Raw genomic sequence first — 13,667 nt, 5'->3', positions numbered from 1 at the left:
CATTTAAATGGCAACATAACCATTATTTCCTTTGTTCTTTATATTTCGATGCCACTTAATGACTAACTCACCCTGATTCAATAGCTTATCAAGTATTGACTTCAACTCATCTACTGATTGGAATAGACGATGTGCAATGTATTCTTTACATGAATACCAGACTAATTCGATGATATTATAATCAGGACTATACGCAGGTAAAAACTCTAGTACAAAATGAGGGAGTTCTTGGGCAATTTTAGTGAGAATATCTTTCCGTTTATGAAAGCTAGCATTATCTAAAATTAAAATAATCTTAGGGCCATACTCCTGAAAATTCTCAGCACTATTTCCCTGCTCTATCCACTCTTGTTTAATGAATTCATTTAGCTGCTGTAACTGTTCATAAAATATATCTCCCTCACCTTTTTTTATAAAAAAGCATACTCGTTTTCGATCGCCTTCTCGAATCCCTCCCATGACATTAACCCGACCACGGCGACGTTGACCTGTAAGATTTTTGCGTTTTCCTCGCTTACCCCAATTTTTACGGCGAATTACACGTAAACTAAAACCGCTTTCATGCCAAAACCATACCTGCATCCGCTCTGGCTGCTCTCTCGCTATCATTAAATATTGACCAAGTTTATCTTTAAATTCTGCTCTTTTTATTGGATCTTGTTTATCTTCTAAATCATACTTAGCCCAAATATAACTATACTTTTTTCGCTTTAATATCCTCCTAACTTGAGAGCTACTTAAATCAATCCCTGTTTGCTCTGTTAAATATGTAGCTAATCTCTCTGCTGTCCATCGACCAAATTCATAACCAAAATCCGATGGTTCTTTATCAACTGTTTTTAATAACAGTTCAATATACTCAGGAGTAGCTTTTCGGTTATGTTCGTACTCTCTTTTGTTATGTAAAGTTTTTAGGTCATCTGGATCTCCATGCATACACCAATATGCTACTGTTCTAGATGAACAGCCTAGAAATCTAGAAATTTCTTGTTGTGTTCTGCCGTCATTTTGGAGCAGAATAATTAAAATTCTTTCCCTTACGTGCGGTAGTTCGCTCTCCTTAAGAGCCTGCTGTAGCTGAGTAATTTGTTCCGAAGTTAAAAAGTTTTTGGCTGGTGGTGGCATAGTTAATTTCAATCGACTCTGCATTTATATTATGCAGCTTAAATGCCGATTAGCTTACAACTTATCCAAGATAGCTTTATGTCCTAGAGTGAATCCCTGAGAATTTGAGTAGAATGCCTCTAGATATTCTTCTTCTGAAAAAATACAACGTTCAGCATATTTAACCACTTTATTATTCCCCTTTTCATTTGCCAGAATACCAACATTAACTTTGTCACAAAGATATTGCTATTAATCTTAGAGAAAAACAAAGCTTGATGCCAACGGCAATATTTACCAATATCTCAGGTTTGAGATTGTCAAATCGCAGCAAGAGGTTTACGATCCCTTTGCTGCGATTTTAATCTTAATTGCGTGTAGCTTCCAGTAGGCGAGAAAAATAGAAGCGAGTCTTCGTCATTGCCCGTCGTTGTAAAGAAAAGCCATTACTTTCCAAGATTTTCACCACATCAGCCTCACGATGCAGATATGCACGAGTGGCTTTACTTGGCCCAGGAAAGAAACTGCCAATTTTCTTGAGTATACTCAGGGCGCAGGTCTTCGGCGCAAAACTGAGAATTATCCGCGACTGTGCCAAAGAACAGAGGTGAGATATCATCTCATCGGCTTTTTCTTGAGGGTAATGGATGAGAACATCTAGGCAAATAACGGTATGGTAGCTACCACTCAACGATTCCAAATCCTGCACGGCAAAAGTAGGATTTTCGGTATTTCCCAAAGTTTGCTTGGCTCTATCTCTGCCTTCTTCTACCATTTTTTCCGAAATATCGGTGGCATAGACTTTGGCACCATCTACAGCCAGGGGAATACTGAGACTACCGACACCACACCCAGCATCACAGATTGATAGCTCTGGTAAATTGTTATCAGCCTTCAGCCAACCGAGAACTGTATCCACAGTTTGCTGGTGTCCATTGCGGATGTCTAATTGGACTTTGTTGACTTCGCCATCGCCGTAGATTCGCTTCCAACGGTCAAACCCTGTGGAATTGAAATACTCGCGAACAATCGTTTTGTCGTCGGCTGCATTCATAAACTTCGATTTTTAGGGGTTCCCAATGCTTAAAATTATCATTGATAGGAACCCATAAGAGCGGTCTTCCAGATTTTTCCAGATGATAGTTGGCCGATAAGCAAGGATACTTACGTACATAAAGTAACCCAGGCTATCGAATTCCAGTCCAGACGCGCAAAATTGAAACTGTACTGGCTTAACAAGCAAAAGACTGAATTTGACTTCGGTTTTATGGCTTTTAGATATACCTTTTGCCCATAACAGCGATTTACTTTTAAATAAATCACTAAATCGCGATATTTATATAATTACTTTGGAATCAATCTATATTACCAAATTTAATGTTGTAATTGCACAAGCTGTTGGCATTATTTTTCCGTTTAAATCATTGTTCAGCTAATATTTGTTTATTTTAAATGAAAACTGCTATTTTTCTATGGTTTCACGATTTACGATCGCTAAATACTATTGATAGCTATTTAAATACCCATAATTTTTGCAGCCTCAAATCTCATCGAGATCTATATCTATGGATATAAAAAATACCTCCTTAAGATAGAATTGAATTGCGATCGCAACAATTATGCTGTTAAAGATTTAATTATATGTAATCAATAAAACGGAACTATACAAAAAAAATTAAGTAAAATTTCGTATGCCTTTTGTACATCTACTATCTAGGCTGATTTATTACACATGACACTGAACTCGCTCACAGACAGTCCTATTGTTGCATTTACAATTCTTCTAACAGTAATCTTTACTGTCCCTCCGATATTTGAGCGACTGCGACTACCTGGATTAGTGGGTTTGTTAGTAGCAGGCGTAGTCTTGGGGCAAAATGGACTAAAGTTATTGAATTCTGAGTCTGAAACAATCAATCTGCTCTCGGATATTGGCAAGATTTATTTGATGTTCGTGGCAGGTTTAGAAATTGACTTAGAGCAGTTCCGTAAAACTAAAAACCGCTCAATTGGGTTTGGCATTCTAACATTCTTAGTACCACTAATTGCTGGCATTGCTGTTGGACGTTTATTCAATTTTAGTTGGAATACCTCTGTCTTAATTGGTTCTTTACTGGCATCTCATACACTCTTAGCGTATCCAATTGTGAGTCGTTTGGGAGTAGTAACAAATGAAGCTGTAACCGTCACCATTGGGGCAACAATTTTTACTGACACTGGTGCTTTGTTAGTGTTGGCAATTTGTGTGGGAATTCATGGAGGGCAATTCTCCGCCTTGAGTTTAGCGACTTTATTAGGAGGATTAGCAATTTACTCTGCTGTTGTTCTATTTGGCTTTGACTGGGCGGGAAAAGAGTTTTTTCGCCGATCTGGAGATGAACAAAGTAACCAGTTTTTGTTTATATTACTAGCATTATTTTTGGCATCTGTCGGAGCGCAGGTAATTGGAATTGAAAAAATTGTTGGTGCTTTTTTAGCAGGTTTAGCAGTCAATGACGTTCTAGGACGTAGCCCAGTCAAAGAAAAGATTGAGTTTATTGGCAGTGTTTTATTTATTCCTTGTTTCTTTGTGGACATGGGATTATTGATTGATATTCCTGCATTTATAAGAACTCTCAGTTCAGTTTGGTTGACTGTGGTAATTGTAGTAGCTTTGATTGGCAGCAAATTTATCGCGGCATTCTTAGCCAAACTTTTATACCGCTATAATACGGCGGAATTGCTAACAATGTGGTCGTTGTCACTACCACAGGTAGCAGCCACACTAGCAGCAGCCTTAGTTGCATATCAAACTAGAAACCCTGTAGGTGAGCGATTAATCAATGAAGGTGTTTTAAACAGTGTGATTGTTCTCATGCTGGTGACTGCAATTTTGGGCCTCATAATAACAGCACGATTTGCTTCTTCATTGCAGCTTTCTCAGACAGATTTTGAAACAGATAGTTTGGCAACTTGGTGGGAAGGTAATGAAACTCAATTAGTAGAGCAAAAACCATATCCATTTACTGTAGTAGTACCAATATACAACCCTCAAACGCAACGCTATCTAATAGAAATGGCAGCACTACTGGCTAGTCATGAATCTGGAAAAATTGTGCCATTAGCTATTACTAGGGCACATATTCACATGGACGATCCACAATTAGTAACAGCGCTCGATCAGAGTCAGCAAAGATTAAGTTTAGCTAGAGAAATCAGTCAAGAATTTGATGTAGAAGTTTCACCTGCAAATCGGATTGACGATGATATAGCTTTGGCAATTAGCCGCACAAGTCGAGAACAAAACGCTAGTTTAGTGGTGATGGGTTGGTCGCGGACAACAGGTTTACGTGCCCGCTTATTTGGTAATGTCATTGATAGCGTGTTTTGGTCTTCTCACTGTCCAGTTGCAGTTACACGCCTCTTGAGCAGTCCCAAGACAATCCAAAGAATTCTTGTACCAGTTGGAGACTTAACACGCCAAACCATTGGTGCTTTAAGGTTTGCCCAGATTTTGGCTGATGTCAATCAGGCGGAAGTTGTGCTGTTACACGTATGCGATCGCAAATCACCCCCAAATCGAGTAGAAAGATTTGTATCTCAATTGTCTGATATCGCTTCTAAAAGCCAGTTACAGGTGAATACGAATATCCAAACAATCAGGGGTGATGATGTCGCTAGAGTCGTAATTCGGGAAGCTCAGGCGTTTGATTTAGCAGTATTACGTTCCGTTCGTTATCGCACAGCCGGAGGATTAGCAGTCAGCGAAGTGACAACGCAGATGATTCAAGAATTGAAATGCTCAATTGTGTTATTGGGAGAGCCGAATTCGTAATGTGCGAGTCAACGCCAGTAAAAAGGGAAAAGTAAAAATACTTGCGATCGCTTTTGTCTGTGTGATGGGAATCGACAAGAGCGATCGCACAACCCAGGAATTATTCTGGCGGCGGCATTTTTAACTTTATTGTCCATTGGGGGAATTGCCACTGTGATTGTGGCGATTACAGGTTTAGTTAAAATAAATACTCTATTCCTCCTGCCCCCTGCCTCATAATACTAAGGTGATTGATTTAACACCCACTTCAACCATTGTCTAAAAGAACTTACAACATTCAACCTTTGGACTCCAGGCGCACGAACTGCGGCCAGTCCATCAACAGCGACTAATGCGGCGTACTGCAAACCCAAAAAACTATCAACTGCGGCATAAGGGCCACCTAAAGTGATAGCTCCCGCAGCATACATTTGACCTCGATCGCTACGCATTTCTACCAATTCAAAATTGTTCGCTACAGTCAATCGCCCCAGGTGATTGACTGGGAGATTGTAATGTTTCACCAAATCCGCTAAGAGGGGATTGGTATCTACTTTGGCATCTAGTCCAGTAGCATCAACAATAAAGTCGGCTAGCAATTTCATTTCCCCAAAGCTTTGTTCTCGGATACGGGTAATAGTCCGGTTTTGGGCATCTCGTTCTACATCCAGAACCTCTCCGAAGGTAATTTGATACCAGCCTTCGCTTAACCCTTGGGCAGTAATTTGCTGCCAGTCTTGGCGGTCGGCGGTGGTAGTTCCACCCCAGTCTGCTAGTAAACGCTTGCGTTCATCGGGACTGGCCTTTTCTAACATTGCCCGGAGTTCGCCGCCCCAACAGGCTTTTGGCCAGTTAAAGGGTTGAAATTCGTAATGATTTTTGACTAGGCGCTGAGTATTTTGAAATTTGTTGCCTTGAGGTTTAGGCGATCGCATTAAGTGCAAAACTGCAATATTCCGATTTCGTTTTCTGGCTTCATAAATCCGCTGCACAATCCGCGAAGCCACAATTCCCCGCCCCCGAATCAATACCGTACCACCATGTTGCTCTAGTTGCTCATAAACATGATCGTGAGCTTCGTAAGCATTAACTACAGATTTAAAATCTTGATATTTTTCTCTATAAGCTTGCAAATCTGGCAAAAACTGAATTGCTGGATATCCAGTAGCTAAATGTAAATAACGACTAACTAAAAAAGCATAATTTCCTGGACCGCGAGAATAGGCTACGCAATATCTGCCATCATCGGTTTTGCGAATTACCCTAACTCGCCCATAACGATAAATTTGATTCCAGTCAATGCGCTTCGTCTCCCTGTCTATGGAATCAAAGACATTACCCGCACGGGGAGTATAAGTTTCTGCAAATGTTGGTTCAGCAAACACTTGCCATAAATACTTGAATGCTGACTTTATCTCTCCCTTGCTTAAGTCTCCCCAAGCTTCCCGCAAGGCATAACTAGGCCAACCCCAAATATTATCGGGACAAGAATCAGAATTAGAACGCAGTCTTTCATATAAGGGAATTTGCGAATTCAGACAGAGGCGCTTGTAACGGGCATAAGGTTCCGCCTCTAATCCCAAAGCCACAATTTTGTCAGCACGCACACCACTAATTCGCAGCAAATCAGCCCAAACAAAGCTACCCAATCCCGCCCCGATCGCTAGATAATCAGATTCATCTACCGGTAATCCCGTAGCATGAAGTGCTTGCACAGAGACTTTTTGCGCCTGAAACGCCAATGGCGGGAAATTACTTGCCACGGGCGCTAGCGGCTGAACTACAGGCAAACTGGGGTCTGGGCGATTGGTATTTGCGTTGAAGTGAATCGTTGAAGGGGCGCTAGTATCTGGTTCAGCGGCGTTAGCACCAAATGTCACTGCAATCAAATACGGGCCAATTTGCAACGTATCGCCATTAACTAGAACACTGCGCGTTTGTGGTTGACCATTGACATAGACACCGTTAACGCTACCTTGATCAATCACTACTAAATGATCTTGTTCCCAGTCAATTAGGGCATGGTAGCGAGAAACTTCATTACTGTTAAGTAGCATCCGAGAAACCCGCACTCCCCTGAGTTCAGCAGGTAAGCGAGCAAATTCTCGACCAAAAGCGATTGGCATATTCAACAGTGGTTCTCGCCGTTCACCCGTCGCCGGTTCGTCCCAACTCAATTGGATTTGTAAGTCATTTGTCATTTGTCATTTGTCATTTGTCATTGGCTTTAATAGTCACCGTTCGTTCTCCTCTGCTCCCCTGCTCCCCTGCTCCCCATTCCCTAACTCCTAACTACCAACACACTCACAGCCGCAGCTAAAGATGTTCCACACCAATGACAGCCAATTTGTAGATTCTCTCCTGGGGAAACTTTATGACATTTGGGGCATTCTAAGCCATAAACTCCTAGCGGTGGTGCGGGGGGTGTTTGTGGGTGATGGTGATGTCCGAGATTTACTGCTGGATTGGGTGGTAGCAAAATCGTTGCTGGAATGCTACCTGTGGAAATGCTTGTAACATTGAGTTTTATTTGTCCCAAATTGATACTAGTGCCCTCAGTTAACGGCATTTCACCTTGGACTAATTGCCGTCCATCGATAACGGGGGGATTTTGCGATCGCAAATTCCTGATATAAAAGCGTTGTTGCTGGTGATGAAAAAAGATTTCAACGTGGAGTCCAGACACAGTAGGATGACTCAGAACAATATCGCACCGGATGGGATCGCGACCGATGCGGACAGTGCCATGATTTTGACTTGGCTGTTGTTCGTAAATATTCTGAGTTTTATCTTGACCCGCATCGTGCCACTGTAAAGTTAGTGCGTTCATGGTTCTAACTTCGTAAATCGTATTTAGCTACTTCAACATCTTCCTGTGCGATTCCTAACATGATTGAGTAGGTGCAAGCAAGCATTTAGAAAAAACTTCAACAAGCTTTATCTATCCGACGCTAATTTATCAGCAATGCGTGTAGTTTCTGGTAGCCGATATTTGGGCGTACAGCGCAATACATAGTCAATGGCTGTCGGTAAACTAATTCGATGACCACTGGAGATGTACAGTGGTTTTACTCCTGTGCGCGATCGCAAAACTGCCCCAATGGTTTCACCGTTATATATTAGTGGTTGTGTGCTGCCTTTGGTTTCTGCCAATTCTTCATGCTTACCTATCAACCTCGACTTAGCTACACCAATTGTCGGCATATCTATAAGTAACCCTAAATGGCTAGCTATACCTAATCTGCGCGGATGAGCAATTCCTTGACCATCACACAGAATGATATCTGGTGTTGTTTTAACCTTTTCCAGGGCATCAAGGACGGCTGGAATTTCCCGAAATGAGAGAAACCCAGGAACATAAGGAAAGGTTGTAGGACGATGTGCTAGGCTTGTCTCGATTACTTGCAAATCAGGAAAACTCAGCACTGCAACAGCAGCACGGCTAATTGTTCCATCAGCTTCAAAACCCATATCCACTCCAGCAACGTACTGGATGGGTTCTTGCAGTTGATCCTCAGTAATTACTTGATTTTGCAGCGTTTCTTGGATAACTATGGCTTCTTCTAGCGTTGAAGGCCAAGCATGATCTCGGTAAAATTTCATATTGAAAATTGGAATTAACTGATTAATATTAATCCTGTTAATTTGGCAAGCACAAAAACAAGAGTTTTTGATGTTGATACAGGGAAAATATATTTTTGTAAAAGTCTGTAAATGACTATCTTTATACTAAATATTTTAGCCCAGGTTAGCTGATATCTTGCATCACAATGTTACTTAAGGCTGTCAAGAGGGAATCCTGAGAATATAAGTGTATTTTTCTAGATTTTCTCTTTTACTGGTTATGACACAGCCAAATATTCTAAAACTTGCAAAACAGGGAGATGCAGAAGCGATCGCATCTCTGATGAACCGTCACCTACACCCCAAAAGGATCAACGCAAAAGTTGCCTTACAAGATGCTTGCTTAGAGGTAACGCTAGAATCTGCCCAAGTACCAAATCAGCAAATTTTAGTTGCATTTATCCGCAAAGGGTTAACAGCTTTAGGGGCTGCATCTATTGAAAGAGTCAAAGTTTATGGACAACAAACATATAAGGAGTTTCCAGCTTGGAGTAAAGAGTTTGATTTGGGCATGGTAGAAGATGATTTAGAACCAGTAGATAATGAACATTCTTCTAACAATCCTCAAATTCTAACTATTTGTATTAACTTCAGTGGCGATACGGCACAGGGATTAACAAACCAAGATTTTGAATTTATTGCTAATCAAATCAGTACTGATATTTTATCCTCTTGTACTGACGTTTTTATTCAAAAAGTAAGTATTAGTAATGGTAGTTCTGTGATTACAAAGGAACGTTAGTATTTAATTCACTTTACATAATCATGTAGGAAACAGTCTCCAATGTGGTTTTTTACAAGAGATATGACAAATCCAGCTCAACTAACTTTAAATATAGGAAGATAAAAGTTCCGATAATGTTGCTTATAAGTGTAAATAGGGAATCATAAGATAGACAATAATTTATTTTTTACATTTATAGGTTATGACGCAGCCGAATAATCAGGAAGTTATTAAGCAAAAATTACGAAAATTTTACTGGCCTTTATGGTTTCCTTATCCTAGCTCTTGGTTAAAAGCATTGATTTTAAACTTATTGTTGAGCACTATTATATTTGTACTCAAGAACCCTGGAAAGTTAGGCTACCATATCACATATATTGTAAAAAGCTCGGAATTATTTGCTATATTTACAATACTGTTAATGCTATCTCCAATTCCTATTATTTCTTTTACTCACCACTTATTACACTTGCTCATAAGTCGGTTTATATCAGTAATTCAGGCACCAGAAATAGGTAGAACAAAAGGGTTATTACCAGGAATAATGAGTTGGTGGGAAGGATTGTACGCTTGGCTTGTAATTACAATTTCTACACTGGTAGCAGCTTTTTTTTGTACAATGCTTCTACCATTATTTTATCAGAGCTACGACAGACAAATTGAATACTATACACAAATACAAAATATCAATAATAGTATAGTATTAATGTTTGGGCTATTCTACATTTCTACTGGCGCACTGATTTATCAAATTGAATATTTGGTAAGACATCGAATAATATCTGCTTATTCTGGCAATAAAGAAAAAGATACAAGTAAATCAAATATTAATTTAAATTCAGAGGAAGAAGTTGATAGATTGCACCAAGAAATGGGTTTGCACAAAATAAAATCGAATATTTTATCGAATAATGAACAAAATATAATTATCGAGACTCGACGGAAGGATCGTAGTTTAAATAAAAAGTTGTTGTTCGTTTTTATAATATTTTCAATTTCTCTAGGAATCTACTTTTATTCAAGATTTTCAGAAAGACTCCCCCTAACTTCTAAAAGTTCAACACAAATACCATCAAAGCCTGTATTAGTTACACCCTCACCAGTAGCTTCAGAATCGCCGACTGTGTTACTCCAAACTGATACATTCCGAGAGGCAGTAAGTAAAGCAATTAATGCAGCTAACCTGACTCAATCAGCAAAATCTCCAGATGAGTGGAAGACAGTTGTGAGTCAGTGGGAAGCTGCGATCGCACTTCTGAAAACTGTGCCATCTTCTAGCCCAAGTTATGTAGTAGCCCAACAAAAAATTAAAGAATATCAAATAAATCTCAACTACGCTGAAAAAAATTCCCTTGGTAACAAGTAATGCGATCGCACCTCAAAGCTAAACTAGAAAAAGGAGTCTTAAAGAAGCTACAAGGCTATATCTAGAAGAATGTCCTTTGCTCGACACTGAAATCTATGCTTTAGAAGGATATCCGATTAATTCTCCCTAGCTAAAATTTTATAATAAAAGTTATTTCGCTCCCGAAGCCAATCATGACAGAAGGAAAAACGCGGCGTAATTTCCTAATTACTAGCATTGCTGTAACTGGAGGTATTGTGGCAACTAATGCTTTTGAGCAAAACACTACCAACACTGCCACACCGCCATCAACTATGCCAGAACGGGTACTGGGACGCACGAAAGTAAATCTGCCTATCTTCGGCTTTGGAGCAGGACAAATGCCACTATCCGGCGGCGAAGGAAAAGAGAGTGATGCGACAGCAATTATTCAAAGAGCGCTGGAACTTGGCATTCGCTACTTTGATACAGCAGCTACTTATGGGCCGAGTGAAGATTATTTAGGCAAAGTGCTACCACCCCATCGCTCAAAGCTGTTTCTAGCAAGCAAGACCGATCAAAGAGATCGGGATGGTGCATGGCGAGAATTGGAGCGATCGCTTAAACGTCTCAATACAGATTATCTCGATTTGTGGCAGTTGCATCGTGTCTCTTTTTCGGAAGAACTCGACACCATTTTTAGTCCATCTGGTGCAATTAAAGCTTTAGAAGAAGCTATAGAACAAAAATTGGTGCGTTTTGCTGGGATCACCGGACATCACGACCCTCAAGTAATTGCTGAAGGGTTACGTCGCTACCCTTTCCACACTACACTGATTCCTGTGAATGCCGCCGACAAACACCACCCACGTCCATTTATCCCAGTGGTTCTACCAGTTGCTCAAGAAAAAAATGTTGGTGTGATTGCGATGAAAGTCCCGGCTTATGGTCGGCTGTTTAAATCAGGTGCGTTGACAGGTATGGAGGAAGCTTTAGGTTACACACTGTCTCAGCCTGGGGTTCATTGTTGCGTGGTTGCGGCACAGACAGTTCCACAATTAGAAAATAATGTCAAGATAGCGCGGGCTTTTGTACCTCTCAAAAAGGAAGAATTGACAGCGATCGCAGGGCGGGCTGCTAATGTCTGGGAAGATAGTACATTCTTCCGTGCTTGGACTTAGCCCGACTAAAAAATGTCCAAATCAAGCCGCAAACTATCAAATAAAGCCAAATTTTATAGTGTACAATGCCCAAATTCATTTTCCGATGGTCAATGAGGGTTTAACGATGACGAAGCCCAACTTTAGCAAAATGTCCCGACAAGAACTTAGAGCGTATATTTTANNNCAACGGACAGGGAGCTTAGGACAGCAANNNAATCACAAAGTACGCTGTNNNAGACGCATTTCCCGCAAACTGTCCNNNCGGCTTTGGCAACTGATAGCTCATCGTGAAGATGATGAAGCGATTGAAGCATTGATCGGGCGGAGAAATCCTAATAATATCATGTCCGCCAAATTACCCATAATAAAANNNCCCCACCCCCAACCCCCTCCCCGCCTGCGGGGAGGGGAGACAAAGCACAGCTTTGGCGGGGTGGGGTTCTTCGGGTTTAATAAGCAATCAAGGGGACATTATAATTCAACATATCCATTCCCTGAGACTAACGAGGATTTGAGGGCAATGGAAGAGATACTCAAGAAAAAACTGGGTAGTAGTGGAGAGGCTTTTTAATTAGTTGAAAGGTTTAACGATGGGTTTAGATAGTGAAATCTTGCAGATATTACAACTTACTAATCACACTGATAATATTGTGCCGCTTGCGACATATTAAATTGTAATAGCTTCTCCTCTCCCAACTGGTATCCCAAACTCGGCTTAAAAGGCGAAATATTCAAACTGCGAATAATTTCTGACGCCACAGCCTTTGCTAGTAACGGTGGTACAGAGTTACCAACTTGTCGAAATCCGTGCCATTTAGTTACATGAAATCTAAACCAATCGGGGTAAGAATGCAATCTCGCCGCTTCCCTGACAGTGATACAGCGCGGCGTAGATGGATGAATCGGTCTCGGAGATGTGAAGGAACCCCTATACTTATCTGTTCCCGCTCTTAAAGTATTACAGACACCAGCAGGATGTAGCTTATGAAAACGACTAATTTTTTCTCTTTCGCCTTGTTGAGTCTCCAGAAAACGTTTAACAGTTTCCTCAGAATGTTTGGTTCTTAAACTTGAAGAAAGTATTCGCAAATCATATTCTCGTTTGTAAGAATAATCATCATTTAGGCATTTGATACCGCGAAGTACAAGAGCATATTTACTAGGCTTTTCATAGTCTGCAACAACCCAATCTCTTGTTAGTAACTCTGGATATTTTTCTATTTCAGGTAAATCTCCAATTGCCTCCCATACTGTAGGACTCGATGGAATGTCAGATATTTTTTTAGAATTTAAATTATTTAGTAAAGCTTGTTTAGTAATCGGCTGAGGATATTTCGGTAACTCTACATCCTCCCTTGCACCTATGAGAAATAATCTCTCACGGGACTGTGGTACTCCGTAATTTGCAGCGTTGAGAATTTTATAATTTTCTTCTACTTGATAGCCGTGAATTCTAAAATCGCTAATTAAAGCTTGGAGAATTTGTTTATGTTCGCCAACTGTGATTCCCCGGACATTTTCCATCACAAAGAATTTTGGTTTTAGTTGCAAAACCAGGCGATGAAAGTGAAATACCAAAGAGTTTCGAGGATCGTCAACAGCCCGTTTACCAATTAAAGAAAATCCTTGACATGGTGAGCCACAAATAACCACATCAATTTCGCGACCGCCAATCTCAGACCGATTCCTAATTTCTTCCCCGGTGGTATCTACAACACTTTTACATAACACTCTCGCATAAGGGAAGTTAAACTCATGGGTTGCACAGTGGATCGGGTCGATTTCCACAGACGCTAGCACATCAAAACCAGCTTGCTCAAAGCCAAGAGTCATACCGCCCGCGCCAGCAAATAAATCAACTGCGATCGCTCTTTGTTTTTTCATCTCATAAGCCATGACACCCCAATCTAATTCGTAATTGATAATGACGCTCGA

The 13,667-nt window shown here is 40.5% G+C and carries 12 protein-coding genes; 5 read left to right on the top strand and 7 right to left on the bottom strand.

All coding sequences use genetic code 11. The features are described 5' to 3' along the window. Positions 1-3: 3 nt before the first annotated feature. Both QUD05_RS21940 and bchM read right to left on the bottom strand, forming a co-directional pair. A complete protein-coding gene (locus QUD05_RS21940; protein ID WP_289797918.1) occupies positions 4-1,125 on the bottom strand; it encodes an IS630 family transposase in 1,122 nt (373 codons plus the stop codon). Positions 1,126-1,471: 346 nt separating this feature from the next. After that, positions 1,472-2,158, bottom strand: a complete 687-nt coding sequence (bchM, locus tag QUD05_RS21935; RefSeq protein ID WP_289797917.1) for a magnesium protoporphyrin IX methyltransferase — start codon at positions 2,156-2,158, stop codon at positions 1,472-1,474. A gap of 678 nt (positions 2,159-2,836) precedes the next feature. Between bchM and QUD05_RS21930 the strand changes: the two genes are divergently transcribed. Beyond that, positions 2,837-4,918 (top strand): cation:proton antiporter domain-containing protein, encoded by a 2,082-nt coding sequence (locus QUD05_RS21930; RefSeq protein ID WP_289797916.1) that lies wholly within the window; start codon positions 2,837-2,839, stop codon positions 4,916-4,918. Positions 4,919-4,926: 8 nt separating this feature from the next. Here the strand turns inward: QUD05_RS21930 and QUD05_RS21925 are convergent, their stop codons facing one another. The 4 genes from QUD05_RS21925 to nfi form a co-directional block, all read right to left on the bottom strand. Next, positions 4,927-5,055 carry a hypothetical protein gene (locus QUD05_RS21925; protein WP_289797915.1) on the bottom strand — a complete coding sequence of 43 codons (129 nt, stop codon included), beginning with the start codon at positions 5,053-5,055 and terminating at the stop codon, positions 4,927-4,929. Positions 5,056-5,139: 84 nt separating this feature from the next. After that, the gene (locus QUD05_RS21920; protein WP_289797914.1) at positions 5,140-7,098 is read right to left on the bottom strand and encodes an FHA domain-containing protein; all 1,959 of its coding nucleotides are present in this window, start codon (positions 7,096-7,098) and stop codon (positions 5,140-5,142) included. An 80-nt stretch (positions 7,099-7,178) separates the two neighbouring features. Next, positions 7,179-7,727: an FHA domain-containing protein gene (locus QUD05_RS21915; RefSeq protein WP_289797913.1), complete on the bottom strand. Its 549-nt coding sequence runs from the start codon at positions 7,725-7,727 to the stop codon at positions 7,179-7,181. 107 nt (positions 7,728-7,834) lie between these two features. Then, on the bottom strand, positions 7,835-8,500 hold the full coding sequence (nfi, locus tag QUD05_RS21910) for a deoxyribonuclease V (RefSeq protein WP_289797912.1): 666 nt from the start codon (positions 8,498-8,500) through the stop codon (positions 7,835-7,837). Between the two features lie 241 nt (positions 8,501-8,741). Here nfi and QUD05_RS21905 point away from each other — a divergent pair, with 241 nt between their 5' ends. The 4 genes from QUD05_RS21905 to QUD05_RS34485 all read left to right on the top strand — a co-directional run bounded on the left by QUD05_RS21905 (position 8,742) and on the right by QUD05_RS34485 (position 12,303). Beyond that, the gene (locus tag QUD05_RS21905; RefSeq protein WP_289797911.1) at positions 8,742-9,263 is read left to right on the top strand and encodes a hypothetical protein; all 522 of its coding nucleotides are present in this window, start codon (positions 8,742-8,744) and stop codon (positions 9,261-9,263) included. 184 nt (positions 9,264-9,447) lie between these two features. Further along, positions 9,448-10,611, top strand: coding sequence for a hypothetical protein (locus tag QUD05_RS21900; protein ID WP_289797910.1), 1,164 nt, complete (start codon positions 9,448-9,450; stop codon positions 10,609-10,611). Positions 10,612-10,784: 173 nt separating this feature from the next. Next, entirely contained in the window at positions 10,785-11,750 is a 966-nt protein-coding gene (locus tag QUD05_RS21895; protein ID WP_289797909.1) for an aldo/keto reductase, read from the top strand. Further along, the gene (locus QUD05_RS34485; protein WP_502911407.1) at positions 11,710-12,303 is read left to right on the top strand and encodes a DUF6887 family protein; all 594 of its coding nucleotides are present in this window, start codon (positions 11,710-11,712) and stop codon (positions 12,301-12,303) included. The genes QUD05_RS21895 and QUD05_RS34485 overlap by 41 nt, the downstream gene beginning before the upstream one ends. A gap of 59 nt (positions 12,304-12,362) precedes the next feature. Here QUD05_RS34485 and QUD05_RS21890 read toward each other — a convergent pair whose 3' ends face one another. Next, positions 12,363-13,616 carry a DNA cytosine methyltransferase gene (locus QUD05_RS21890; protein ID WP_289797908.1) on the bottom strand — a complete coding sequence of 418 codons (1,254 nt, stop codon included), beginning with the start codon at positions 13,614-13,616 and terminating at the stop codon, positions 12,363-12,365. Positions 13,617-13,667: the final 51 nt, after the last annotated feature.

This window comes from Nostoc sp. GT001 (assembly GCF_030382115.1).
Taxonomy (GTDB): domain Bacteria; phylum Cyanobacteriota; class Cyanobacteriia; order Cyanobacteriales; family Nostocaceae; genus Nostoc.
Note: the sequence above shows the minus strand (reverse complement) of the source record. Positions and strands in the feature narration are given on the sequence as shown.

What these genes read in the sequence shown, in the direction of transcription:
- nfi (WP_289797912.1), bottom strand. Translation starts at nt 8,500, where the DNA reads ATGAAATTTTACCGAGATCATGCTTGGCCTTCAACGCTAGAAGAAGCC.
- QUD05_RS21915 (WP_289797913.1), bottom strand. Translation starts at nt 7,727, where the DNA reads ATGAACGCACTAACTTTACAGTGGCACGATGCGGGTCAAGATAAAACT.
- QUD05_RS21925 (WP_289797915.1), bottom strand. Translation starts at nt 5,055, where the DNA reads ATGGACAATAAAGTTAAAAATGCCGCCGCCAGAATAATTCCTGGGTTG.
- QUD05_RS21900 (WP_289797910.1), top strand. Translation starts at nt 9,448, where the DNA reads ATGACGCAGCCGAATAATCAGGAAGTTATTAAGCAAAAATTACGAAAA.
- QUD05_RS21890 (WP_289797908.1), bottom strand. Translation starts at nt 13,616, where the DNA reads ATGAAAAAACAAAGAGCGATCGCAGTTGATTTATTTGCTGGCGCGGGC.
- QUD05_RS21930 (WP_289797916.1), top strand. Translation starts at nt 2,837, where the DNA reads ATGACACTGAACTCGCTCACAGACAGTCCTATTGTTGCATTTACAATT.
- QUD05_RS21920 (WP_289797914.1), bottom strand. Translation starts at nt 7,098, where the DNA reads ATGACAAATGACTTACAAATCCAATTGAGTTGGGACGAACCGGCGACG.
- bchM (WP_289797917.1), bottom strand. Translation starts at nt 2,158, where the DNA reads ATGAATGCAGCCGACGACAAAACGATTGTTCGCGAGTATTTCAATTCC.
- QUD05_RS21895 (WP_289797909.1), top strand. Translation starts at nt 10,785, where the DNA reads ATGACAGAAGGAAAAACGCGGCGTAATTTCCTAATTACTAGCATTGCT.
- QUD05_RS21940 (WP_289797918.1), bottom strand. Translation starts at nt 1,125, where the DNA reads ATGCCACCACCAGCCAAAAACTTTTTAACTTCGGAACAAATTACTCAG.
- QUD05_RS21905 (WP_289797911.1), top strand. Translation starts at nt 8,742, where the DNA reads ATGACACAGCCAAATATTCTAAAACTTGCAAAACAGGGAGATGCAGAA.